A 25,977-nucleotide genomic window follows, 5' to 3' on the forward strand; every position below is an offset into this window, starting at 1 on the left:
ATGCAGTCGATCTACGCCATAGCACTGCTTGGTCTGAGTATGAGCGACTTTAACCAGTAGTTCACACTGATTGCGATGTATCTGTTGGTCGCTGAGATCACGACCCAGCCAGTCGTAATAGCTTGATAACTTAACACTTAGCACGCGGCACATAGTGGTGATGCGAAAGAGGTGCTGGTTATCTTTGATGAAGGCGTACCTGACTAGCTGTGCCTTGCAAAGTACGCCGTCGCCTCATTCGAGCATAGCTCTCATCTTGCGTCGGGGCGAAGCGGTGCTTCGCTTTATCCCTCCTCATTTAGAATTTCGCGCTCCTCTTCGGCTACTTTAAGCTGCCGCTTGAGCTGCTTTATTTCTTGAAGAGCACTCATAAGATCAGGATCATATTGTTCTGTGCCAATAAGCTTGCCTTGATTGGCTTTGTTCTGCCAGTTCGATAACGTTTGCATCGCTATGCCAAGTTGCTTGGCTGTGGCTGAAACATTACCGTTATTGTCTGCTATCTTCTTAACGGCTTCTGCTTTAAATTCGTCACTGTAGGTTCTTACTTTCTTGGTCATGGTAAACTCCAGTTAATACGCTTAGTTTACCAAGTTTAGTTGTACGGTTTCTTCAGCATAGCTCAGTCCTCTCATATCTGTATGAGCAACTTGATAGGGATTCATAAATTTATCCCAATACTTTGGAGAGTTTACCCTATTAGCTATAATAGCTAAACTTGCTGGTATTTTATATTTATCATGTAATGGCAATGCGATATCGTAGTTATCTATTAAGCCATCGTCGTACGAAAATGTAATATAACCCATAATCAATTCACAAATTTATTAATAATTAGACTGAAACATGAAAGCATTAAGTCAAAAGGCTAATAATACTCCACTTAAACAATCACTATATCAGCTGACATTCCCTTTCCAACAAAGTCACAGTTGCTCTTATAAAAGTCTGCATTGATGTCCCAACTATGACTACTACCATCCTTAGAACGCCATACAACGAAGTTAAATGGATCAGCTGCATAGACCTTTTTACCAGCTGCTTTCATACGTCTAAGTAAGTCTGAATCTTCTCCCTTAGAGGCTTCAAGAAAACCACCAACCTCAAACAGATCTGACTTTCTCATCACCAAAGTTGCTCCCATCACAAAATCAGTATCAATATGTCTTTGATTAGGATATTTAACAATTAACTTATCTTCCGACTCTAGATAAAAGAATCCTTCCTTTTTACCTACTACGCTCCAATCACCAAACTTAAATGGTAACATCATATCTGTTAAATAATTAGGGAAATATAAATCATCATCGTCAAACTTGGCTATGAACTCACCATTAGCTTGTTGTAGAGCTTGATTTAATCGTGCGCCAAGATTTTGAGCACTATTATTTTCTATTACTTTGCAAGTTATGTTTTCATAATTATCAAGCTTTAACTTAAGTTCATCTACTTCGTTTTTACTATAGCCTTGAGTAATTATTACACATTCAATATTAGAATATGTTTGATTTCCTATATTACTGACAATTCTATCTATAAAATACGGTCGCATTGTAGGTAGAATTATCGAAATTAAGGGGTTAGAAGCTTTATACTCAATATTTAAAGCTTCTAAAACTATCTCTTTTCTATTTTCATACGTATGCTTTATCATAACTTTTCGATACCCTTTATGCGCTAAGCGTGCGTACTCCCAAGGGTTATCTAAAAGGTTTCTAGCAATTCTCTCCGCTTCTTGAGCATTTGTCGCAATTTGTACAATATTAGGAAACTGTTCCTCAATAGCTTTTGATGGTGTTGATATGACGGGAGTTCCACATGCCAAAAGTTCATACACCCTTCTTGACATCATAGTAGGTGAGTCTGTAATTGTATTAACATTTAAGAATATTTTGAAATGCTTATACAGACCAGTCATATCTTTGAAATTAACACTATCTCTAATTATAGATTTATAAATAGATGGAAAGAAATATCTTTCATTATTTAATTGCGACATTCGATCATAAATCACTCCATCTAATTTTAGTAGAGCAGGAAGTACTCTATCCATTTGCTCTTTTCTATCATCATGACCGACTGAATAATAAGAACCTGCAAAACAGATACTTTCTTCTTCATATCGAGAGCGATTTAAAGGATTGCAAATGTATGGGTTAGCAGCAAACGGTAGAGAATAGACATTATTGTTTTTAAGATCTTCTTTATAGTCATTTACCTTATTAGCATCCGTAGTGAAAATAATGTCACACTTTTCAGCTATAGGTAAAAACTTTTCATAATGCATCGGATCTTCTTTATTCCAAAATAATATTGGCAGACCTTTATTTTTTGCTACATCTAGAGCTTTTAAAAGACTTTGAGCATTTTGATGCTTTAACCCTGGCGACGTAAATGCATACTCCCACTCTCCTTGATTTCCTTTCCAGCAGCTCTCAATAAATAATCCATTTGCTGTAGAAGCTTCAATTTGGTCAATAAAATTTTTCTTTACCAGTCGAAATAGCTTAAATTCTTCAGACCATGAGTTTTCTGATATCTCATCCAAAACAGATATAAATCTAGTATCTTTAACTTTTTTAGGCCAATGAGATTTGCCATACTCATAACTTATTCTTTTAAAGTCCTTATTGATATCAATATAATCTCTAAGAACTTCCACACTCTTGTCAGCTCCAGCTTGTACAGAATTATTATTAACTTCAGTTTGTTGGAACTTGTTATTCAGTAATCTCTCAGCTTTCACTTCCGTTTTATTATTAGTATTAGACTCATCAAAGAGTATACCTAAAACTTTCTCAAGCTTATGAGCATTCTTTTTCTTAGATCTTCTTCTAATACTCTCTTTGACTAAGTATGTGGAAGACTTAGGAATGTTTCTAATACCACTCTTAGGATTCTTGATAGTATCGATGATCGACTCACCTAACTGATAGGCAATAGTCTGTGACTCTTTACTGCTAAACTTATCTTTTAACTCATTACTTAAAAAATCTATTTTTGCATTTAAATTATTATTGATTTTCTTTTGATGATTCAAAGAATCAACCAACGCTGCATTTTGATTACTTAAAACATCAGATTTACTTTGTTGTGCATTCAACTGCTCTCTCAAAGCTTCAACCTTGATTTTTAAGGCCATTAGCTCATCTAAATTTTTTGAGCTCTCAGATTTAATTATTCTATTAATTTCAAGTTTGATATTATTCAACTCATCTTGCTTTAAGAAAAAAAGTTTTTCATCGATAATACGATCAATCTTATCTTTCATGACTTTGCCTATTTCTAAATACTAAAGGTTGTGTGCCAGTTTTACTAAAATCATCATTACTGATTAATTTATTATTCCTACTGCATCAACTAGTTTATCTTCAGGCAAACTAACTTCTTTAAACTGACTATGCCCAACTAATACAGCCAAAATATCTGCTTGTTCTAACGCCGAATCTAAATCAACTAAATTCCCTGCTATTAAACTCTTAGGCAGCTCATTAATATTTGGCTCAACGAGTAATAGCTCAGCTAAATCAGCATCTAACATGTCTCTTGCAATATTAACCGCTGGGCTTTCACGTAAATCATCGATATTAGGTTTAAAGGCCAAACCTAGTAGTGCTACAGTAGGTCTATCTATGCCGTGTTGCTTAAGTGCTTCTATTTGCTCATTAATCTTGGCGATTACCCACTTTGGCTTACCATCATTAATCTCACGCGCCATACGTGTAATGCGTGCTTCTTCAGGATTCTGATTAACAATAAACCATGGGTCAACAGCAATACAGTGACCGCCTACCCCAGCGCCAGGCTGCAAGATATTGACCCGTGGATGATGATTGGCCAGCTCAATCAGCTCCCAGACATTGATATCGAGCTTATCCGAGATGATAGACAACTCATTGGCAAAGGCAATACTCACATCGCGAGAGGCATTTTCAGTCAGTTTTGCCATTTCAGCGGTACGAGAGTTAGTTGCTAGTAAGTCACCCTCTACAAAAATGCGATAAACTTCTTGAGCTTTTCTAGTCGATTCTTTAGTCATACCACCAATAATGCGATCATTCGAAATTAGCTCTTCAACTACTTTGCCTGGTAATACACGCTCAGGACAATAAGCTACAAAGATATCCGCTTCGTTATCAGGCTCATGATATTTAGGAAAGCTTAAATCTACACGTTCTTCAGCGAGCCATTCAACCATTTTTTCAGTAGCACCTACTGGGGATGTGGACTCTAATATTACTACATCACCCTTTTGTAGTAGTGGGGCTAGTGCTTTGCTAACAGCTTGAATGTAAGAAAGATCAGGCTCATGATCTTGACCTTTGAAAGGTGTAGGAACTGCAATAAGGTAAGCATCTGAATGTACAGGAGTGAGGCTAGCCTTAAGATTGCCTTTATCCACGGCTTGCTTGACGATGGCTTCTAAACCTGGCTCTACGATATGTATTTTGCCTTGGTTTATCGTATCGACTGCATGCTGGTTAACATCAACCCCTATTACATTTGCTCCATGATGAGCGAACATTGCTGCTGTTGGTAAACCAATATAACCTAGACCAAAAACACAAATATTTTTCATTATTAACTCACTTAACTTATATGTAATTATTTATTTCGAAATTTTTTCTTGACTGAAAAAATTAACAATAGTTTCTGTGATGCGTTGTGATGCTTGTCCATCACCATAAGGATTATGTGCTTGACTCATTTTGAGATAAATAGCCTCGTTTTCAATCAAACTGCTCACTTCAGCTACAATAGTAGGTGCATGCGTCCCTACTAGTTTCACCGTTCCTGCCTCTACAGCTTCCTGCCTTTCAGTAGTTGAACGCATTACTAATACTGGAATACCAAGAGAAGGTGCTTCTTCTTGGATGCCACCTGAGTCGGTTAAAATTATATGGCTAGTACTCATCAAGTATACAAAAGGTAGATAGTCTTGAGGTTCGATCAATTTGACGTTGCCAAGGTTTTTTAATAACCTATTTACGGGCTCTTTAACGTTAGGGTTTAAATGCACAGGGTAAACAAATTCATAATCTGGGTACTTTTGCGCTAACTCTTGTATCGCTTGGCAAATCGACTCAAACCCATCACCAAAGTTCTCACGACGATGACCAGTAATCAGAACGCGACGTTTAGTAAAATCCAATTCAGAAAACTTAAGTTTTAATTCATTGCGTAAAGCTTCATTATTTTCAAGCTTGTCCTTAACTTCTAACAAAGCATCGACTACTGTATTACCAGTGGTATATATATAATCAGGGTTATTGTGTTCATCATATAAATGCTGTGCAGCGGTTTTAGTTGGGGCAAAATGTAACTTAGTAATTATACTTGTAAGCTGTCTATTAGCTTCTTCCGGCCAAGGAGAGTAAATATCATAAGTACGTAGACCCGACTCAACATGTCCGATAGGGATTTGCTGATAAAAAGCGGCCTGTGCTCCGCATAATGTTGTTGAAGTATCACCATGAACAAGTACTAAGTCAGGCTGGCATTCCTTTAATACTGGTTCAAGGGCAAGCAACATTCTGGAACTAGCTTGAGTTAAGCTTTGTCCTGACTTCATAATATCCAAATCATAGTCTGGAATGATTTCAAATAATGACAATACTTGATCAAGCATTTCACGATGTTGAGCCGTTACGCAAACTAAGGACTCAATATTTGGATTACTATCTAATGCTTTGACAACAGGGGCCATTTTAATTGCTTCAGGACGCGTCCCAAATATACTTAGTACTTTTATCATAAGGTTCTCTTATTAACTTTTGTCTGTTTTTGTTAGTGAATTATATCACTTTAGTGTAACCATTTGGATTCATGCTCTGCCAGTGCCATGTATCTCGACACATATCAGCAATCGATAATTCGGCTTGCCACCCTAACAGCATTTTCGCCTTATCGGCACTGGCATAACAACTCGCAATATCACCCGCTCGACGATCTGTAAACTGATAAGGAATAGCTTGTCCAGATACCTCAGAAAATGCAGATACCAACTCTAATACAGACGTACCTTTGCCAGTGCCTAAGTTGATAGGTAAAAAACCTACTGAGTTCTTTTTTGCCGTACCACTTCCGTTTGATCTGGTTTGTTTATTTAGATAATTTAGTGCAGTCACATGACCTTTCGCCAAATCAGTGACATGAATAAAGTCACGGACACCTGTTCCATCGACAGTAGGATAGTCATTGCCAAAGATACTGAGCTTATCAAGTTTGCCGACGGCCACTTGAGAGATATAAGGCATCAAGTTGTTAGGAATATCATTTGGGTCTTCGCCAATCTGCCCAGATGAATGCGCACCTACTGGATTAAAATATCTAAGAGCAATCAGGTTCCATCTGTCATCAGACACAGCTAGGTCTTCCAAGATATGTTCAACTGTTAGCTTACTTTGTCCATAAGGATTGGTGCAGGAGCGTGGTGATTCTTCATTGATAGGTAGGCTTTCAGGATCACCATAAACAGTAGCAGAGGATGAGAAAACGAAATTTTTGACATCATACTCTGACATCATTTCTAATAAAGTGATGGTTCCACTGACATTATTATTATAATACATGAGTGGTTTGGCAACAGACTCACCAACGGCTTTTAAACCAGCGAAATGAATTACGCCAAAAAAATGATGCGCGGCAAATACTTGTTTGAGTGATTCAGCATCTCGTATATCACCTTCGATAAACTCAATTGTCTGTCCAATAAGCGTAGAGACACGGTTAATCGCCTCACGGCTACTATTGAATAAGTTATCGTACACAACAAAATCATAGCCTGCTTCATGCAATGCTATACAGGTATGCGTACCAATATAGCCTGCTCCTCCCGTGACTAGTATCTTATTTTTCATAAAATTTTCAAGCATAAAAAAGACACCCCATTGTAGGGGTGCCTTCTTAATAATTCAATAGAGTTTTAGTAGTTAATAAACCTAATGCCTATCTTACCAGCCAGTAACTTCTTTTAGCTTATCGCCAAGTTTAGATGGGTCACGTGTATACGCGATACCAGCATCTTCAAACGCTTTGAATTTCTCTTCAGCAGTACCTTGACCACCAGAGATGATAGCGCCAGCATGGCCCATACGCTTGCCTTCTGGAGCAGTAACACCAGCGATATAACCAACAACTGGCTTAGTTACATGGTCTTTGATGTAAGCAGCAGCTTCTTCTTCAGCAGTACCACCAATCTCACCGATTAGGATGATAGCTTCAGTTTGTGGATCAGCTTCAAATAGCTTCAGTGCGTCAATCTGGTTCATACCAGGGATAGGATCACCACCGATACCGATACAAGTTGACTGACCAAAACCAAGCTTAGTAGTTTGAGCTACAGCTTCATAAGTCAATGTACCAGAGCGTGAGATGATACCTACTTTACCTGGCTGATGGATATGGCCTGGCATGATACCGATTTTGCACTGACCTGGAGTGATAACGCCTGGGCAGTTAGGACCAACCAAACGTACGTCACCAGCTTCTTCAAGATAGCGTTTTGCTTTTAGCATATCGATAGTCGGTACGCCTTCAGTGATCACAACGATTAACTTAACGCCAGCATCGATTGCTTCAACGATAGAATCTAGTACAAACGGTGCTGGTACGTAGATAACAGAAGCGTCAGCTTGAGTCGCTTCCATTGCTTCCGCCATGGTGTTGAATACTGGTAGGCCTAGGTGCGTTTGACCGCCTTTACCTGGAGTCACACCACCAACTACTTTTGTACCATATTCGATAGCTTGTTCAGAATGGAACGTACCATTTTTACCAGTAAAACCTTGTACCAATACTTTGGTATCTTTATCGATTAATACACTCATTATATTTTCCTTGTATTCGGTTGTCTTGTAACAGTGGTCTTTGTAACCATCATTATCAAATTTTGATAACCAATCTTTGCTATAAAACCACTACTACGATTTGACTACTATGCTTAAGCATTTATCTCTAAACACCTATATTTAAAGACTTACGCTTTAACAGCATCGACAATTTTTTGAGCCGCGTCAGATAAACCTTGAGCTGAAATCAATTTCAGACCAGACTCTTCTAAGATTTGTGCGCCTAGCTCAGCATTGTTACCTTCTAAACGAACAACAACTGGTACTTGTACATCAACTTCTTTGATAGCAGCGATAATAGCTTCTGCAATCATGTCACAACGTACGATACCGCCGAAGATGTTGATTAGAACGCCTTCAACACTGCTGTCTTCTAGGATAATTTTGAACGCTTCAACAACGCGATCTTTAGTTGCGCCGCCGCCAACGTCCAAGAAGTTAGCAGGCTTGCCGCCATACAATTTGATGATGTCCATGGTTGCCATCGCAAGACCAGCACCGTTAACCATACAGCCGATGTTACCTTCTAGAGCAACATAGTTTAGGTCAAATTCAGCGGCTTTAAGCTCACGCTCATTTTCTTGAGTCTTGTCTTGTAGCGCTGCGATTTTTGGCAAACGATATAGTGCGTTTGAGTCGATACCAATTTTGCCATCAACACAAACGATTTCGCCATTTTCACGAACCGCTAATGGGTTGATTTCCATTAGAGCAAAGTCGTTTTCAACGAATGCTTTATAAGCGCCAGTCATCAATTTAACGAACTGGTTAATTTGTTTGCCTTCTAGACCAAGTTTGAACGCAACGTCGCGCGCTTGGAAAGGCATTAAACCAACTAAAGGATCAACATTTACTTTGAAGATTTTTTCTGGAGTGCTGTGTGCTACTTCTTCGATATCTACACCACCTTCGGTAGATGCCATGAACGTTACACGACGAGTTGCACGATCAACGACTGCACCAAGATATAGCTCAGTTTGTACTGGATACATATCTTCTGCAACCAATACGAAGTTTACTGGCTGACCATCAGCATCAGTTTGGAACGTTACTAGGTTAGTACCGATCAGCTCTTCAGCAACTTGTTTAGCTTCTTCACGAGTTTTAACCAGCTTTACACCACCAGCTTTACCGCGACCACCAGCATGTACTTGCGCTTTAATTACCGCAATGTCAGTTGGGGTTTTATCAAAGGCTGCAGCAGCTTCTTCGCCGTTATGAGCGATGATGCCTTCTTGAATTGGCAAACCGTAGCTTTTTAATAGCTCTTTTGCTTGATACTCATGTAAATTCATTGATTGTATCCTTTATTTTTTACAATTAATAAAAAGTGAAATCAAGTGCGCACATATACATATTGATCATACGTCTGACGCACTCATGATTGTGGCATCACCAAAATAGCGATACCCCAATCAGGTTGTAAATCGATAATAACTAAACGAGCAATTACTTATTTCTTACGCTTTTTGCGCTGGATAGCGTGAATAGCACGGCCATCTGCAGATAGAGCAGCTTCATGTACTGCTTCTGAAATAGTTGGATGAGCAAATGTCATCAACTGCAAATCTTCGATGCTAGAGACGAACTCCATCGCGATCATACCTTGATGGACGATATCACCAGCACCAGCAGCGATAGCATGCATACCTAATAGACGATCTGTTTTGGCATCAGCGACTACTTTCACAGAACCTTGCGCTTCACTTTGTGCTAATGCACGACCGTTAGCAGCTAAGTTGAAAGAACCTGTTTTAACTTCATAGCCAGCTTCTTCAGCTTCTTGCTCAGTCAAACCTACCCATGCTATTTCTGGGTGAGTATAAATGACATTGATGATAGTGTCATAGTTAACTTGAGGTTTTTCACCATGAATACGCTCAACAGCCATCATGCCCTCTTCCATAGCTTTATGCGCAAGCATAGGACCACGGACCAAATCACCGATAGCATAAACGCCATCAAGATTGGTTTTGCATTGGTCATTGACATCGATAAGGCCACGTTCAGTCAATGTGATACCGCTGTCATCGCCAAGTAGCTTTTCAGAATAAGCGCGACGACCAACACAAACGATTAGCTTATCAAAGCTCTCCTCGCTCGACTCGCCTTTGCTTTCGCTAGTGACGACAACTTGGTCACCTTGTACTTCAGCATTGGTTACTTTGGTATCGACACGGATATCAAGACCTTGCTTCTTCAGCATTTTGCCAGCTTCTTTTGAGATATCTTTGTCAGCAGCAGCTAAGAAACTAGGGAGTGCTTCATATACGACTACTTCTGCACCTAGACGACGCCATACTGAACCAAGCTCAAGACCGATAACACCAGCACCAATAACGCCTAGACGCTTAGGTACTTCGGTAAAATCAAGTGCGCCAGTTGAATCAACGATACGGTCACCGTCAGTTTTGGCAACAGGAATCTCGATAGGCACAGAACCGGCCGCAAGAATGACATTCTTAGCAGTAATCGTCGTTTCGCTTTCGTCTTCTAGAGCAGTAAATTTAACTTTTTTGTCAGCACCTTTACCGTCAACTAAAGTACCCCAGCCTTGTAACCAGTCAACACCATTGCCTTTCAGCAACGCGGCAACACCACCAGTCAACTGCTTAACAATACCTTCTTTACGCTCTATCATTTTTTCGATATTGATAGCAACGTCACCAGTACTGATACCGTGCTCGTCAAGGTCATGCTTAGTAGCTTCGTAACGATGTGAGCTGTCAAGTAGGGCTTTTGATGGGATACAACCAACGTTTAAGCAAGTACCGCCAAGTGCTGGCTCACCTTTATAAACGCGCTTTTCGATACAAGCAACACTCATACCGAGCTGGCCTGCACGAATAGCTGCTTCGTAACCACCAGGACCGCCGCCGATGACGACTAAATCATAATTGTCTTTCATAGTACGTTCCTATTTTTAATTGTATGTGTCATTTAAACTGGTTGTTATCTCGCTGATAGATCAGCGTGATCTACACTGAATAGTTAATACACTACGTCAGTAAGATAGACTCACTTATCAATAGCAAATCACCATTATTAAATTCATTTAAATACAGTTATCAGCGCATCAAGTGATCGCTGATTAATAAAAATCATTATCTATACCAAAGTTAAAAAGCTTGTATCAGCGGTTGCCAATACAAGCTTAAAAGCTTACAGGTCTAGTAGTAGCATTGCAGGGTCTTCGACCAACTCTTTGATAGTTACCAAGAACTGTACTGCTTCTTTACCATCAATCATACGATGGTCATAAGATAGTGCTAGGTACATCATTGGTAAGATTTCAACTTTGCCATCGACTGCCATTGGGCGATCATTGATCGCATGCATACCTAGGATAGCAGTTTGTGGTGGGTTCAAGATAGGTGTTGACATCAATGAACCAAATACACCACCGTTAGAGATAGTGAACGTACCGCCAGTCATGTCTTCTAGACCAAGCTTACCTTGTTGTGCTTTACCGCCAAACTCACGGATTTTGCTTTCAACGTCAGCCATGCTCATGCGATCAGTATCACGTAATACTGGAACAACCAAGCCACGATCTGAAGATACCGCTACACCGATATCATAAAAACCATGATAAACAATGTCATCACCATCTAGTGAAGCGTTTACTGCTGGGAAGCGTTTTAGCGCTTCTGTCGCTGCTTTTACGAATAACGACATAAAGCCTAAACGTACGCCATGACGCTTTTCAAACTTCTCTTTGTACTTAGCTCGCATGTCCATCAATGGCTTCATGTTCACTTCGTTAAACGTCGTCAACATCGCTGTATCTTGTGATGCTGACAGTAGACGCTCAGCGACACGCTTACGAAGACGAGTCATTGGAACACGTTTTTCAGTACGCTCACCCATTGATTCAGCAACAGGACGGCCGCTATCAGACTTGATGCTGCTGTCTGATTTCAATGTCGGGTTTGCCATATCAGTTTTGGTTACACGACCACCGCGGCCACTACCTTCAACTTCTTTAGGATCTACGCCTGACTCTTTTGCTGCTTTACGAACTGCTGGGCTTTGATCTTTATGATCAGCTTCGCCTTTCTTATCTGTTGCTTGAACAGGCTCGCCACCATCAGCAGCTTGTTTAGCTTGAACTGGCGCAGCTGGTTGGTCTGGATCTACTGCTGGCGCTTCTTCTGCGCTAGCACCAGCACTTGCACCGGCTTCAAACTGAGCGATAAGCTCATCAGACAATACAGTATCGTCAACTTGCTTTACGATTTTGGTCAATATACCATCATCAGGTGCTACAACTTCTAACACAACTTTATCAGTTTCAATTTCAGCCAATAGGTCATCACGATTAACTTGTTGACCTTCAGTGACGTGCCACTCAACGATTGTGCCATCGGCAACCGATTCTGGAAAAACGGGGGCTTTGATGTCAGCCATCGATATACTCCTTAGATTTGGATATTCATACTTATTATTAAGTCGTGATAGGCAGTCAGTAATCTTCTAATAACTTTACTTATATTTTATTAAAAAACACTGACTGTCATCGCCTGATTCATTTATCTTCTATAATCTTTGATTAGACAAGGTATTACTAAGCTAATTCATCAACACTTATGCCAAGGCCACCAGCAATGAGTGCTTGCTGTTGTTGAGCATGCAGTTTCGGTGATCCTGTTGCAGGGGCTGCGCTAGGAGGACGCGCTACTGGCTCCATGACTTTTGCTTTGGTTGGATGCGGTACGACAATACGGAACATATGCGGTGCTAAATAGTACCAAGCGCCTTGGTTCAATGGCTCTTCTTGCGTCCATACGATTTCAGTTAGGTTGCTGTATTTTTCGATTTCAGCGATTAAGCGAGTCTCTGGCAATGGATACAATTGCTCAATACGAACGATAGCCACATGATCAAGACCTAATGCACGGCGCTGCTCTAACAAATCATAATAAACCTTACCACCACACAGAACCATACGGGTCACTTTATCTGCGTTGTGATCGTCCATCTCTGGCAATACCGTCTCAAACTTACCGTTAGCAAGCTCTTCTAGATTAGAAGTCGCTAGCTTATGACGTAATAAGCTCTTTGGTGACATGACAATCAATGGCTTACGAATAGGACGTACTGCCTGACGACGTAAAGCATGATAAATTTGCGCAGGAGTTGTTGGGGTAATGACCTGCATATTGTCTTCAGCACATAACTGTAAGAAACGCTCTAGACGCGCAGATGAATGCTCAGGACCTTGACCTTCAAAGCCATGTGGTAATAACATCGTTAAACCACAAACACGCTGCCATTTGGTCTCGCCACTTGAGATGAACTGGTCAATCACAACCTGAGCACCGTTAACGAAATCACCAAACTGTGCTTCCCAAACGATCAATGCGTTCGGTACAGTGGTCGCGTAACCATACTCAAAGGCTAGTACCGCTTCTTCTGATAACAATGAGTTGTAAGTAGCAAAGCGCGCTTGATTTTCGCTCAAATGAGACAACGGCACATACATGCTGCCATCATTGACATTGTATATTTCGCTGTGACGATGTGAGAAAGTACCACGGCCTACATCTTCACCAGTAATACGTACTAATACGCCGTCGTTATCGACCAATGATGCATAAGCTAATGTCTCAGCTGCACCCCAGTTAAGAGGCTCTTCGCCCGTTTGCATCGCTAAACGCTGCTCAACGACTTTTTGCACTTGACGTTGTAGCTTATAACCTTCTGGCATTTCAGCCATACGGCGTCCATAGCCTTTAAGCTTTTCGATATCAACACTGGTATCCCAGTCATCAACCAAGTCATGACCTAGATAAGGTTTCCAATCTACAAATAACTGTTCGTTAGGCTCTTGAACCAGTGAGCTAACAACATAATCACCACGGTCTAATGACTCACGATAGTCATCTTCGTACTGTTTCTCTTCTTCGGCATTCAAGATACCTTCTGCAATAAGCTTTTGCGCATAAAGAGTACGAGTAGTCGGAAGCTTCTTAATAACAGCGTACATCAATGGCTGAGTTGCAGATGGCTCATCTGCCTCGTTATGGCCATTACGGCGATAGCAGAACAAATCAATGATGATGTCTTTATCAAACTTATGACGATAATCTAATGCTAACTGAGCGGCAAATACGACTGCTTCAGGATCATCACCGTTTACATGTAGGATAGGAGCATGAACCATTTTAGCGACATCAGTACAATATTCAGTTGAACGAACATCTTCTTGACGACTAGTAGTAAAGCCAACTTGGTTATTGATCACGATATGCACAGTACCGCCAGTGGTATAAGCACGGGTCTGTGACATCTGGAAGGTTTCTTGAACCACACCTTGACCAGCGAAAGCAGCATCACCATGAATCACGATAGGTAATACTGAATTACCACCAGTATTGTCTAGTAATGGCTGATCGTTACGACGTACTTGACGGGCACGTACTGAACCTTGTAGTACTGGCGCGACAATTTCAAGATGCGATGGGTTAAATGCTAAAGCCAAATGCGCTTCGCCACCTGGTGTCATCACGTTAGATGAAAAACCATTGTGGTATTTAACGTCACCTGAGCCTTTTTCTGGCTGTACTTTACCATCAAACTCATCAAACAAGTCTGCAGGGTTTTTACCTAAGATGTTGACTAGTAGGTTTAGACGGCCACGGTGAGCCATACCAATGACCATTTCTTTTGTGCCATATCCGCCAGCACGTTGAATGATTTCATTGATAGCAGGAATGAAGCTCTCACCACCTTCCAAACCAAAACGCTTAACACCCGTATATTTACGAGCAAGGTATTTTTCTAGACCTTCAGCAGCCGTTAAGCGCTCAAGAATAGATAAACGTTTTTCTTTATCGAATTTGATATAGCCTAGATTGGTCTCTAGGTATTCTTCCATCCAGCGTTTTTCGGTACTGGTGGTAACATGCATGTACTCGACACCGATATGGCCACAGTAAACACGTTCCATGATTTCAATGATTTCGCGCAATGTCGCTTCATCTTTACCAATAACTAAATCATTGGTTGGGAATACGGTATCGAGATCAGCTTCTGACAAATTATGATAAGCAAGCGTCAAATCTTCTACTTCTGCACGTGGATGCAAATTTAAAGGATCAAGCTTGGCACGGCGATGACCGCGACGACGATATGCTGAGATTAATTGCTGTACGCCCATCTGCTTAGGATCACAGTTAGCAGAGCTGCTAGAGTCGGTATCAGTACTGCTACTCTTATTTGCCGTTTGATTACGAGCAAGTAGTAAGAACTGATCTTTGATAGCGTTATGCTGAGCATCGTTCTGCGACTTATACTGTTCAAAGTACGTTTGCCAGTCAGTATCAACGCTATTAGGGTCTGTTAGGTATTGCTCGTAGAGAGCTTCTATATAGTTGGCGTTATCGGCAGCCAGTTCGGTATGTACTTGGCCAGATTTTTCTTTGGTTATACTATTCATAATAATCGTCTATTTGATAGATAAATGAATGGAATCGTGCTTATTATTGTGTCAGTCGTTGTATGCTCAGGTAGTTAGACAATGTGTCATATCCTGTTAAATACTATTCGATAAAACACTTTTATCCCTAAGTATTGCCATCACCATAGAATATTGCTGTCATTGTCTACAAGAGCAAGTGATGCTAAATAGTGGTAACAAGTCTTATTGCAATACCCGTCTAAAAATAAAACTATTTGTGAACGCTCAGTTTTCTTATCTAGCTCGTTTCACAACATTAATTTATATATACTTCTTTGAGTCATAACCAATCCATTAATGATAAGCTATTAATAGATAATTATATTTTCAGCTAACCTATAAACTGGTTATTGATGCTGAATTACTCTAGATTTGCTGATAAATCTTGCCTTTTCAGACAGACATACATTGCTGTATAGATTATCATGCCCATTTTTTGCGACATAGTTTGTTTGTTCAATACTAGGTATTTATGTAATGAATATCTATCATCAATTATAAACGCATAATCATTGTGCGCATAGTATTTTAGCCCGATAATGTCATAATGTGTTCAAACGACACATACTAAGCGCTAAAAAAGACGCTTTGATCATCTCATTGAATGCCAAATACAATTATACCAAAATTCGACTATGTCTATATTCGATTATATAGGGTGATTGTCTATATATTATTTCTTCTTACATACGACCAACGTATTGACCATACAGTTTTACTCTTAAATCATTTAATACTTATTTTTCAATAGCCTAAATTCATCATATTTTTAAATGACAAGTTAGCTATAAAAGTAGTAAACCTATATATCAGCTTTTTAACTAACAAAAACACCACCTAATGAATAGGTGGTGTTTTTCGTATAGTAACTATAAATATCAATTACTTATGCTTAACCAGCTTGATCAATCAACATATTACGTAGATGACCGATCGCTTTGGTTGGATTCAATCCTTTTGGACAAACTGATACACAGTTCATGATACCGCGGCAACGGAACAAGCTAAACGGATCGTCTAAGCGAGCTAAACGTGCTTGAGTATCACCGTCACGGCTATCAGCAACGAAGCGATAAGCATGCAGTAACGCTGATGGACCTAGGAACTTATCAGGGTTCCACCAGAAAGATGGGCAACTGGTTGAACAGCAAGCACATAGGATACATTCGTATAGACCGTTCAGTTTTTCACGCTGTTCAGGCGACTGTAAACGCTCTGTTGGCGGTGCTGGCTGATCATTGATTAAGTACGGATGCACTTTTTCATACTGCTCATAGAACTGGTTCATATCAACAACCAAGTCACGAACCACTGGCAAACCAGGTAGCGGACGAACCGTTACTTTTTCTGGTAGCGTGTTCATGTTGATTAGACATGCTAAACCGTTCTTACCATTAATGTTCATGCCGTCAGAGCCACAAATACCTTCACGGCAAGAGCGACGGAAAGTAAGCGTTTCGTCTTCTTTCTTTAGGCGTAATAATACGTCAAGCAACATACGATCTGAATCAAGTAGCTCAATCGTATAAGTTTGCATGCGTGGCGCTGCGTCCAGATCAGGATCGTAGCGATAGATTTCGATGGTGCGAGTACCTCGGCTCATAATGCTAAACTCCACACGTAGGTGATGGCGGGCATACAAAGATTGCAACATATTTGCGTTAGCTATTAATCAGTACTGATAACCGATATCGAATACTAATTAATAGCGTAGTAACGCTGGCATGAGCATGTAGCTGGCGGTCACCTTTTTAATAAATTAATAAGGGATAAAACGTTAACACTGCTGTTATCTATCAACTATATTTAAAGCATGCAGTCTAGGATTAGTAGACGCGGACTTTTGGTTCGATATAATCAACAGTTAATGGCACTTTACGTACTGGCTTATAAATGATGCGATTGCCTTCAGAGTACCATAAAGTATGCTTCATCCAATCGTGGTCATTACGGCCGTTAGGTGCGTAATCATCATCTTCTGGACGATCATAGTCAGATACACTGTGTGCGCCGCGGCTTTCATGACGCTTCGCTGCAGATATCATTGTCGCTTTCGCTACTTCATACAAGTTAGCAACTTCGAATGCTTCAATACGCGCTGTGTTGAACACTTGTGATTTATCGCCAAGATGGATCTTGTCGATTTTTTCACCTAGCGCTAAAATCTTCTCAACGCCTTCGTCCATCATCGCTTGCGTACGGAATACACTAGCGTGTTTTTGCATCGTAGCACGAATCTCATCAGCCACGTCTTGAGCATTGTAGCCTTCAGTAGACTGTTGCAGTTTGTCTAAACGCTTCACTGTAAAATCAAGTACGCGTGGATCAAGTGGTTTATAGTTATGATCAGCATGATGGAACTCATCAACAATATGCTTACCAGCTGCACGGCCAAATACCAATAGATCTAGTAGAGAGTTCGTACCTAGACGGTTAGCACCATGTACACTTACACAAGCACACTCACCGATTGCATAAAGACCTTTAACGACGTTGCCTTTAGCATATAAGCCGTCTTCATCAGTACCTGCATCTAGATCCGGTACAATCACTTGACCATGAATAGTGGTTGGAATACCGCCCATCATGTAGTGAATGGTTGGGATTACTGGAATTGGCTCTTTAGTGATGTCAACGTTAGCGAAGTTTTTACCGATCTCAAATACTGATGGTAGACGTTTCATGATGGTTTCAACACCTAGATGCGTCATATCCATTACGATATGGTCAGCATTAGGACCACAACCACGACCTTCTTTGATTTCTTGGTCCATTGAGCGCGATACAAGATCACGTGGTGCCAAGTCTTTCACAGTTGGTGCATAACGCTCCATGAACGCTTCGCCATCTTTGTTACGCAAGATAGCACCTTCACCGCGGCAACCTTCAGTCAATAGTACACCTGCACCATGAACACCAGTTGGGTGGAACTGCCAGAACTCCATGTCTTGCAATGGAATACCAGCACGGACTGCCATGCCAATACCGTCACCGGTATTGATATAAGCATTGGTAGAAGCTGCGAAAATACGACCAGCACCACCTGTCGCTAGGACAGTAATTGGTGATTGGAATACTGCAATCGTACCCGTTTCTTGCTCAAGCGCGACGACACCGTTGATGTTACCAGCTTCGTCTTTGATCAAGTCAAGGGCGATCCACTCGATAAAGAACTCAGTACCCTGCTCTAGGTTTTTCTGATATAGCGTATGTAGTAATGCGTGACCTGTACGGTCAGCAGCGGCACAAGCACGTTGTACTGCTTTTTCGCCATAGTTGGATGTGTGACCACCGAACGGACGCTGATAAATAGTACCGTCTTCGTTACGGTCAAACGGCATGCCCATGTGCTCAAGCTCATAGACTACTTTTGGCGCTTCACGACACATATATTCGATAGCGTCTTGGTCACCTAACCAATCTGATCCTTTAACGGTATCATAGAAGTGGAAGTGCCAGTTGTCATTGCTCATATTACCCAAACTTGCACCGATACCACCCTGAGCGGCAACCGTGTGCGAACGCGTTGGGAATACTTTGGTAAGGACTGCAACCTTCATGCCCGCTTCCGCTAAATGCAATGAAGCACGCATACCTGAGCCGCCGCCACCAACGATAACTGCATCGTAGTTTAGGGTCTTGATATTACTAATGGTATTGTCTTGTCTAGTTGCCATTACGGTTTTCCTAATGCCTGTTAATGCGTAAAAGTAAATCAAAGACTTTTGAGACATCTCTATTACAGCTATAAAGGCTTACTATTTGGCCATCTCTACGCTTATAAAATAAAGAGTCTTAATAGTCGTTAACCACTTAATTTGCATATCTATCGTTATACTGAACTAAGCCTACTCAACTATAATCAGATTAGCTGATCAGTAATGCTAGTCCAATGCTATGACTATTCTTGGCTATCGACGGATGACTCTAAAATACTTTGCCAACTAATGTAGCAGCTAGATACATCCGTCGTTATATATAGATATCAGAGCTTTTTATGAGATGGTTAAACGGCAGCGATACCGAAACCGTTACCCCAAAAAATCATGATGCCCCAAAATAGAAATACTAGAATAGCGATAATCATCAAAGTCTGTAATACCAAACGTAGTCTTGGCGCACTTTCACCCATCTTGCCAGATGTAATATAGTCAGTAAATACTGTCCACATCCCGACCCAAGCATGACCAGCTAATGCAAGTACTGCAACCAAGCTGAATAGACGCATTGGTAGGCTGGTCATAAATGATGACCATTCAACAAAAGTGACATCGCCATGGGTCAAAAAGAAGCCCAGCAATACCACACTATAAACGGCTAAAACAACAGCACTAATACGCTGGACAATCCAATCACGTGAGCCTGAACCTGTCAGACCAGTAGCACTTTTGATTCCTGAATCATTTTTTCTCATTAGAACATCACCCATACAAATGACGCGACAACTAAAATCGCTGCAATCACAAAACTGACCATAGAGGCAGTGCGGCCAGATTTTAGCTCTTCGTTCATGCCCATATCAGCAAATAAATGTTTGATACCCATTACAAAATGATATGCAATGGCGGCAACAAATATCCATGCTAAAAAGCGCACAAGTACATTGTCAAATACGGTCGCAAAACTCTCAGGCGATGCCAATGAGTTCTGTAATATCCATAACATGACAGGAATCAATAAAAATAAAATAATGCCAGAGATACGATGCAAGATAGAGGCGATCGCGATCGGTGAGCGATTAACGCTAATCACTTGGCTTAAAGGCAGATCAATAGGTCGGTTGCTTTTCACAGCGGGCATCCTTTTGCGGTTATACTCCTGTATCTGCTATCAACGCCTGACATAAATAGTGTCAATTGAGCATCGAGCAACACACGAGACGAATAAAGTAAGGAAGAGCTAGCTGACTTCGTTTAGTTTGCGCTAAATATGAAGAAAGGATCATGTATATAAAAGTATTGATAGACTGTTCAATGTCGCTTGTCGAATCGACAGGCCTATCAAACAACCTATCTATTATACAACAAAGAAAATAAACATGAGTAACATCGACTAACCAGTCTATTTTAGAGGTCGTATGAATAGTAAGACAACGTTACTATGTCTTCTATATCAGAGCAGACCTTATACTAGGCACTTGAAATCCTGTGCCAAACAAATAAAAAAGATTGGTTAAGAAGAAAATTCAAACCATAGAATGCGGTTTGGTCTATCGTAACACCAGACAATCGTAAATAAGCATGAATAGAAGACGCTCTGAACGACACTATAACATGGTCATTTATTAATTCGCGCAAAGCTAGTGCCAGTTAATTCCTACAATTATAAAATGCCTGAGCAATAATTACAAATTTATCCATTCAGTAAGAATATATACATATTTAATCAATAAATGAATTGATAAGGATAATACTGGTTTTAACAGTGATTATTATGACAAACTTTAATCCGCTTACTAGGCATAGTCTGCCAGTTTTTGGTGTCATTATTTATGAGTTTTGTCTCTAAAATATATTTACAAACCCAAAATATTGCTCCAATAATGCTGCTATAAACTTGCTCAAAAACAGATGAACTTTAAGCAAAATAACCTGACAGACATATTTTGATACAAAAATTACAGCGAATAACTACCGCTACACCGCGCCAATTGGACACATGGTCCATAAAAGTTTTTTCAAATCATCAAGAATTGCTGCTAATATACCCTGCGTACTAAATGAGTTGAATGCACTTTTACCGTTCAACCGACAATGACGCGAAGGTATGCGTCTGTAGTAATTTATTCTAACAAGTCAAACCAATGGAGAGCAATTTATGGCTGATACTAATGCCAAACTAACCGTGAATGGTGAAGAATACGAACTTCCTATTATTAAAGGTACTTTAGGGCGCCCAGTTATCGATATTGCTGCTTTACAAGAATCAGGATTTTGGTCTTATGACCCTGGTTTTAAAGTAACTGCTCCTGTTGAATCAAAGATTACTTATATTGATGGTGGCAAAGGCGAGTTATTACACCGCGGCTACCCTATCGACGAGCTAGCGAACAACGCTGAATACCTAGAAGTTGCTTATGCACTTTTACATGGTGACCTACCTACTGCTGAGCAAAAAGCAGAATTTTTTGAAAAAATCCGCGAGCATACTCCTGTTCATGATCAATTGCGTAAGTTCTTTGAAGGCTTCCGCCGTGACGCGCATCCAATGGCTATTATGGTTGGTGTCGTTGGTGCCTTATCAGCGTTCTATCATGAAGACCTAGACGTGAGCAATGAAGAACATCGCGAAATCACAGCTATTCGTCTGATTGCTAAGATGCCTACGCTTGCTGCGATGAGTTATAAATACTCACAAGGCGAACCGTTCATGTATCCGCGTAATGACTTTAACTACGCAGAAAACTTCTTATACATGATGTTTGCAACGCCTGCTGATGTAGACTACGAGAAAAACGACGTTATCACTCGCGCAATGGACAAAATCTTTACTTTGCACGCTGACCATGAGCAAAACGCTTCTACGTCAACGGTACGTTTAGCTGGTTCTACTGGCGCAAACCCTTATGCGTGTATCGCTGCTGGTATCGCAGCCCTATGGGGTCCATCACATGGCGGCGCGAACGAAGCTGTTCTTGAGATGCTAGATGAAATCGGTACTGTTGAAAACGTGCCTGAGTTCATGGAAAAAGTGAAGAGCCGTGAAGTGAAGCTAATGGGCTTTGGTCACCGTGTTTACAAAAACTTCGATCCACGTGCTCAAGTAATGAAAGAGACTTGTGATGAAGTACTAGAAGCACTAGGTATCAACGATCCTAAGCTTGAATTGGCAATGGCACTAGAAAAAATTGCGTTAGAAGATCCGTTCTTCATCGAGCGTAACCTATATCCAAACGTTGATTTCTACTCTGGTATCATCTTGAAAGCCATTGGTATCCCAACGTCAATGTTTACCGTAATCTTTGCATTGGCTCGTACTTCAGGTTGGATCAGCCATTGGTTAGAAATGCACAGTGCACCTTTCAAAATCGGTCGTCCACGTCAGTTATACACTGGTGAAACGCGCCGTGATTTTGTAAAAGTTGAAGATCGCAAGTAAGCAAAAATAATCGTTATCCAATAAAAAATCCCGCCATCGTGCGGGATTTTTTATTATCTTAATTCTCGTTATTTGATATTGATTGTTTTATGAGAAATGACTAACTAAGTGAGTTTGTAAAATTATAGTCAGTTACTGAAACTCTTTTAACGTTTGCTCATATTTGGCAATCTGCTCATCGTATCCTTCGATGGTTTCATTAAACTTAGCCATCAAAGCTTCAAACTCTTGTTGCTGCTTCTGTTTCATTTGCTGCATATCAACCACTTGTTGTGCTTCTATTTGCTCCCATACCTGATGCTGAATAATTAAACGGGCAAGAGCCGGACTTTTTGCACTTACTCTGCCAGCAATCTCTGCATGCTCAAATAACTGCGGAACCAACGTCGCCATATTGATTAATGTATCAGAATCCTCTGCGCTCAGCGGTGTTGTCACCGGTTGATATAAAGCGTCCATAGTTTGCTGATATCGCTCTATGATTTGATCCTCGGTCAACATAACAGGTTTACGCGGCTCAAGACTGATGCGTTTTAAAACTTTTAAATCACGCTCACCAACTTCAGTGCTAGTATTGACATCTACCTCTGCATTTACATTTGAATTGCTGTCTATCGGGGCGATATCGTTATTCGATGACGCCACTTCTGCAGAACTGGTAGCAGTAGTATTCGCAATGGGAGCGGTATCATCGGTCGCTACTTCGTTATTACTATCTGTATTTTCATTATTATTAGTATTCAGTAATAAAAGCTCCTCACTGTCTGACGCATCTGCCGCTTGCAATGACTCATATTCCGCTTGCAATCGTCTCTGTAAACTCTGCGCCTGTGCGACATATATCGGCTGAAATTGTTTTATGCGCGCAGCAGCTGAGTCACTTTTTGGCATAGGCTGACTGTCTTCTACGCTTGTTTTTTCACTGGTTTGACTGTCATCAGCTACAGGCAATGTTTCAGACTGCTGACAACCTGTCAAAAACAATACTCCTGACAGTGCGGCTACAAGCAAGGTCGATGGATATCGAGTATCAACATTAGGCTTTACTGACAAAAATTTAAACATGAGAGTATATATCCTTTGGTAAAGCAAAATTATAAAAGGGTAAGTTACAATTGCGGTTCATTATTCTTTGATTTTTAGCGACACAGTTGACTGTTAAATCGTTCAACTTACTTATCCAATATTTATCCGACTGACCTGTATCTCAATTGCTATATAGTTTAATTGTTCTATAGTTCGGTTATGCTTATCATAGTTAAGCTTACTGTTACTTTTAAAAATTAGATGATTGATGGATTATCAGTATTTTTTGCCTTAATAGGCTGCTCTGTCAAAAATGGAATACAAGCTTCCCACTCTTGGCAGTTCTGACCACGATGACGACGTACAAAATAGTCTTGAACCATGCGTGCCTGCTGCTCAATACCATACTTAAAAAATGATTTGCCTGTTTCTAACACGTAGTCATATTTTCGGTTGATAATCGCTCCGCGTACAACCTTTAAGCCTTTCTGTATCTGCCATACGTGCGTTAGCTCATGTATAAGCCAGCTTTGTTTACTCAATGGAGCTTCGCTAAAATCCGTAATCCAATCGACTGAATTAAAGTAAATATTGCCATTGGGGCTAACGGCATAATGTTTTAGTACCCACCACGCTGTCTTTAACTGCACTTCATCAAGTTTGATGCTGTCACCAAATACTGAATGCGCCAATGCTATCTCGCCAGCTGTCAGATAACGTGACTGCTGCTTGCCCGTATCACTACGCAAGTAACGATTGAATAAGCGTTTAAGAGTCGGTTCAGACATCGTTAATGCAATACCTTATATTTGATAAGCCATTTTTAGTGTTTAATAGTTAATAGTTAACAGTCGCAATTGGCCAACTTTTCCCATCGATACGGTAAAACTGTTAATAGTAGAGCCGTTAATATAGATGAATGATGAAAACAAAAGTACTCCGGACACAAGCTATACGCTTAGTTAGCTTTCATTAACATATTTTTGCGCTAACCTAGCGCGTATGACTTATAACAAGTACCATCCTTATAAACTAGCTTACTTCTATTGCTGATGTCTAATACTCATTGCTATTATAAAATTGCTGCGAAAATCATGCCAAACGTATATGAGTATCTAAAATCAATGAAAATGATGGAGTTAGCGTAGTATGCTGTTATTTGGGTTTAGCTATAGATGCCTTGCCATTACTACCATTGTAGATAGTAGATAGCTTTTTTATTTTTCGATAGAGAGTCTTATGCCACCTAACTTCCATACCGATACCCCACTTGCTCAGCGTATGCGCCCTACTTCTCTTACCGATATTATTGGTCAAGAGCACTTGCTGGCGGCTGGCGCACCGTTACGACGCTTGGTAGAGCAAGGGCATCTGCCATCTATTATCCTGCACGGTGAAGCAGGTATTGGCAAAACAACCATTGCGATGTTGTTAGCCGATGCTGTGAATAGACCTTTTCATGCGCTCTCCGCGTTAAATACTGGGGTCAAACAGTTACGCGAAGTCTTAGATAGTAAAGATTCATTGGCATTTGAGTCACCTGTGGTCTTCATTGATGAGATTCATCGCTTTAATAAAGCACAGCAAGATGCACTTCTGGGCGCGGTAGAGTCTGGTGATATTACTTTGATTGGTGCTACCACTGAAAACCCATCATTTAGCGTTAACAATGCTCTACTATCACGTTGCCAAGTATATCGTTTAGAGCCGTTAACGCCTGAGCAGATAAGTACCGTGCTGCAACGAGCCCTCTCAGAAGACAATATACTCAAAAAACTAACCGTCGACTTACAAGTAAAAGATACCATTAGTCAGCTGGCCCACGGTGATGCACGAAAGGCGCTAAACTTATTAGAGTTAGCCATTCAGACTGCTGATACCAAGCAGTCGCCAGTGATTATCGATGATGAATTGGTCAGCCGAGTGGCACAGACTGCTTTGGTAAGATATGACAAAGATGGTGAGCAGCATTACGATATTATCTCAGCAATGATAAAATCAGTCCGTGGCTCAGATCCGGATGCGGCATTATATTGGATGGCACGTATGCTCGTAGGCGGAGAACCTGCTGATTTTATTGCGCGGCGCTTGGTGATTTTGGCCAGTGAAGATATCGGTAATGCCAATCCTAATGCCTTACTCCTAGCTGATGCAGCATTGCGTAGTGTGCAATCTATTGGTATGCCAGAAGCACGTATTATTTTAGGTCAAGTTGTGGTGTATCTAGCGACCAGTGCCAAAAGCAATAGCACTTATAAAGCGATCAATGCTGCGATGGCGTTGGCTGAAAAAGATGCCTCACCTGTACCGCTACATTTGCGCAATGGCGTGACCAAATTGATGCGTAGTCAAGGCTACGGTCAAGGTTATGCTTACCCGCATGATTATCCTAACCATTACTATCCACAAAGCTACTTACCAGATAATTTGGTTGGTACCAGTTTCTACGAGTTTGCAGATAATCAGCGTGAGCAGCACAGTAAGCAGTTTATGGACTGGCTAAAAAGCCAAGCAGCGAGCAATGACTAACTACGATATAGA

Annotated in this window: 18 protein-coding genes and 1 pseudogene; 2 read left to right on the forward strand and 17 right to left on the reverse strand. The window is 40.6% G+C overall.

Features of this window, described 5'->3' with window-relative positions; genetic code table 11:
* The 15 genes and pseudogenes from JMX91_RS02040 to sdhC form a co-directional block, all read right to left on the reverse strand.
* Positions 1 to 560: pseudogene (locus JMX91_RS02040) on the reverse strand (transposase); the annotation flags it as partial.
* Between the two features lie 21 nt (positions 561 to 581).
* Entirely contained in the window at positions 582 to 809 is a 228-nt protein-coding gene (locus tag JMX91_RS02045) for a hypothetical protein (RefSeq protein WP_201547473.1), read from the reverse strand.
* A 74-nt stretch (positions 810 to 883) separates the two neighbouring features.
* Positions 884 to 3,271 carry a glycosyltransferase gene (locus JMX91_RS02050; protein ID WP_201547474.1) on the reverse strand — a complete coding sequence of 796 codons (2,388 nt, stop codon included), beginning with the start codon at positions 3,269 to 3,271 and terminating at the stop codon, positions 884 to 886.
* 63 nt (positions 3,272 to 3,334) lie between these two features.
* The gene (gene wecC / locus JMX91_RS02055) at positions 3,335 to 4,579 is read right to left on the reverse strand and encodes a UDP-N-acetyl-D-mannosamine dehydrogenase (protein WP_320157578.1); all 1,245 of its coding nucleotides are present in this window, start codon (positions 4,577 to 4,579) and stop codon (positions 3,335 to 3,337) included.
* 30 nt (positions 4,580 to 4,609) lie between these two features.
* A complete protein-coding gene (gene wecB, locus JMX91_RS02060; RefSeq protein WP_201547475.1) occupies positions 4,610 to 5,755 on the reverse strand; it encodes a non-hydrolyzing UDP-N-acetylglucosamine 2-epimerase in 1,146 nt (381 codons plus the stop codon).
* 40 nt (positions 5,756 to 5,795) lie between these two features.
* A complete protein-coding gene (gene galE, locus JMX91_RS02065) occupies positions 5,796 to 6,875 on the reverse strand; it encodes a UDP-glucose 4-epimerase GalE (RefSeq protein ID WP_227679229.1) in 1,080 nt (359 codons plus the stop codon).
* A 78-nt stretch (positions 6,876 to 6,953) separates the two neighbouring features.
* Positions 6,954 to 7,829, reverse strand: a complete 876-nt coding sequence (gene sucD, locus JMX91_RS02070; RefSeq protein WP_101204626.1) for a succinate--CoA ligase subunit alpha — start codon at positions 7,827 to 7,829, stop codon at positions 6,954 to 6,956.
* Positions 7,830 to 7,978: 149 nt separating this feature from the next.
* Entirely contained in the window at positions 7,979 to 9,145 is a 1,167-nt protein-coding gene (sucC, locus tag JMX91_RS02075) for an ADP-forming succinate--CoA ligase subunit beta (protein ID WP_057757869.1), read from the reverse strand.
* A 158-nt stretch (positions 9,146 to 9,303) separates the two neighbouring features.
* Complete coding sequence (gene lpdA, locus JMX91_RS02080) at positions 9,304 to 10,758, reverse strand: dihydrolipoyl dehydrogenase (RefSeq protein WP_201547476.1); 1,455 nt, start codon at positions 10,756 to 10,758, stop codon at positions 9,304 to 9,306.
* A 254-nt stretch (positions 10,759 to 11,012) separates the two neighbouring features.
* Positions 11,013 to 12,260, reverse strand: a complete 1,248-nt coding sequence (gene odhB / locus JMX91_RS02085; protein WP_201547477.1) for a 2-oxoglutarate dehydrogenase complex dihydrolipoyllysine-residue succinyltransferase — start codon at positions 12,258 to 12,260, stop codon at positions 11,013 to 11,015.
* 157 nt (positions 12,261 to 12,417) lie between these two features.
* On the reverse strand, positions 12,418 to 15,291 hold the full coding sequence (locus JMX91_RS02090; protein ID WP_201547478.1) for a 2-oxoglutarate dehydrogenase E1 component: 2,874 nt from the start codon (positions 15,289 to 15,291) through the stop codon (positions 12,418 to 12,420).
* A gap of 913 nt (positions 15,292 to 16,204) precedes the next feature.
* Positions 16,205 to 16,915, reverse strand: a complete 711-nt coding sequence (locus JMX91_RS02095; protein ID WP_055123743.1) for a succinate dehydrogenase iron-sulfur subunit — start codon at positions 16,913 to 16,915, stop codon at positions 16,205 to 16,207.
* A gap of 223 nt (positions 16,916 to 17,138) precedes the next feature.
* Positions 17,139 to 18,989, reverse strand: a complete 1,851-nt coding sequence (gene sdhA / locus JMX91_RS02100; RefSeq protein WP_201547479.1) for a succinate dehydrogenase flavoprotein subunit — start codon at positions 18,987 to 18,989, stop codon at positions 17,139 to 17,141.
* Between the two features lie 329 nt (positions 18,990 to 19,318).
* Positions 19,319 to 19,726 (reverse strand): succinate dehydrogenase, hydrophobic membrane anchor protein, encoded by a 408-nt coding sequence (sdhD, locus tag JMX91_RS02105; RefSeq protein ID WP_201547480.1) that lies wholly within the window; start codon positions 19,724 to 19,726, stop codon positions 19,319 to 19,321.
* Positions 19,726 to 20,112, reverse strand: a complete 387-nt coding sequence (gene sdhC / locus JMX91_RS02110; RefSeq protein ID WP_082624524.1) for a succinate dehydrogenase, cytochrome b556 subunit — start codon at positions 20,110 to 20,112, stop codon at positions 19,726 to 19,728. Before sdhC ends, sdhD begins: the two co-directional genes overlap by 1 nt.
* Positions 20,113 to 21,129: 1,017 nt before the next feature.
* Here sdhC and gltA point away from each other — a divergent pair.
* Positions 21,130 to 22,410 (forward strand): citrate synthase, encoded by a 1,281-nt coding sequence (gltA, locus tag JMX91_RS02115; protein ID WP_057757851.1) that lies wholly within the window; start codon positions 21,130 to 21,132, stop codon positions 22,408 to 22,410.
* 132 nt (positions 22,411 to 22,542) lie between these two features.
* Here the strand turns inward: gltA and JMX91_RS02120 are convergent, their stop codons facing one another.
* Positions 22,543 to 23,475, reverse strand: coding sequence for a hypothetical protein (locus tag JMX91_RS02120; RefSeq protein WP_227679231.1), 933 nt, complete (start codon positions 23,473 to 23,475; stop codon positions 22,543 to 22,545).
* A gap of 218 nt (positions 23,476 to 23,693) precedes the next feature.
* Positions 23,694 to 24,224, reverse strand: a complete 531-nt coding sequence (locus JMX91_RS02125; protein WP_102092683.1) for a type IV secretion protein Rhs — start codon at positions 24,222 to 24,224, stop codon at positions 23,694 to 23,696.
* A 451-nt stretch (positions 24,225 to 24,675) separates the two neighbouring features.
* Between JMX91_RS02125 and JMX91_RS02130 the strand changes: the two genes are divergently transcribed.
* Entirely contained in the window at positions 24,676 to 25,965 is a 1,290-nt protein-coding gene (locus JMX91_RS02130) for a replication-associated recombination protein A (protein ID WP_201547481.1), read from the forward strand.
* Positions 25,966 to 25,977 lie beyond the last annotated feature (12 nt).

Source organism: Psychrobacter sp. Pi2-1 (assembly GCF_904846645.1).
In the GTDB taxonomy this organism is placed as follows: Bacteria; Pseudomonadota; Gammaproteobacteria; order Pseudomonadales; family Moraxellaceae; genus Psychrobacter.

Bases quoted from the DNA above. Each gene is read 5' to 3' on its own strand.
- sdhC (WP_082624524.1), bottom strand. From the start codon at position 20,112: ATGCCCGCTGTGAAAAGCAACCGACCTATTGATCTGCCTTTAAGCCAA.
- galE (WP_227679229.1), bottom strand. From the start codon at position 6,875: ATGCTTGAAAATTTTATGAAAAATAAGATACTAGTCACGGGAGGAGCA.
- wecC (WP_320157578.1), bottom strand. From the start codon at position 4,579: ATGAAAAATATTTGTGTTTTTGGTCTAGGTTATATTGGTTTACCAACA.
- JMX91_RS02095 (WP_055123743.1), bottom strand. From the start codon at position 16,915: ATGAGCCGAGGTACTCGCACCATCGAAATCTATCGCTACGATCCTGAT.
- JMX91_RS02125 (WP_102092683.1), bottom strand. From the start codon at position 24,224: ATGTCTGAACCGACTCTTAAACGCTTATTCAATCGTTACTTGCGTAGT.
- wecB (WP_201547475.1), bottom strand. From the start codon at position 5,755: ATGATAAAAGTACTAAGTATATTTGGGACGCGTCCTGAAGCAATTAAA.
- sucD (WP_101204626.1), bottom strand. From the start codon at position 7,829: ATGAGTGTATTAATCGATAAAGATACCAAAGTATTGGTACAAGGTTTT.
- sucC (WP_057757869.1), bottom strand. From the start codon at position 9,145: ATGAATTTACATGAGTATCAAGCAAAAGAGCTATTAAAAAGCTACGGT.
- JMX91_RS02130 (WP_201547481.1), top strand. From the start codon at position 24,676: ATGCCACCTAACTTCCATACCGATACCCCACTTGCTCAGCGTATGCGC.
- sdhA (WP_201547479.1), bottom strand. From the start codon at position 18,989: ATGGCAACTAGACAAGACAATACCATTAGTAATATCAAGACCCTAAAC.
- odhB (WP_201547477.1), bottom strand. From the start codon at position 12,260: ATGGCTGACATCAAAGCCCCCGTTTTTCCAGAATCGGTTGCCGATGGC.
- gltA (WP_057757851.1), top strand. From the start codon at position 21,130: ATGGCTGATACTAATGCCAAACTAACCGTGAATGGTGAAGAATACGAA.
- sdhD (WP_201547480.1), bottom strand. From the start codon at position 19,726: ATGAGAAAAAATGATTCAGGAATCAAAAGTGCTACTGGTCTGACAGGT.
- JMX91_RS02050 (WP_201547474.1), bottom strand. From the start codon at position 3,271: ATGAAAGATAAGATTGATCGTATTATCGATGAAAAACTTTTTTTCTTA.
- JMX91_RS02045 (WP_201547473.1), bottom strand. From the start codon at position 809: ATGGGTTATATTACATTTTCGTACGACGATGGCTTAATAGATAACTAC.
- JMX91_RS02120 (WP_227679231.1), bottom strand. From the start codon at position 23,475: ATGTTTAAATTTTTGTCAGTAAAGCCTAATGTTGATACTCGATATCCA.
- JMX91_RS02090 (WP_201547478.1), bottom strand. From the start codon at position 15,291: ATGAATAGTATAACCAAAGAAAAATCTGGCCAAGTACATACCGAACTG.
- lpdA (WP_201547476.1), bottom strand. From the start codon at position 10,758: ATGAAAGACAATTATGATTTAGTCGTCATCGGCGGCGGTCCTGGTGGT.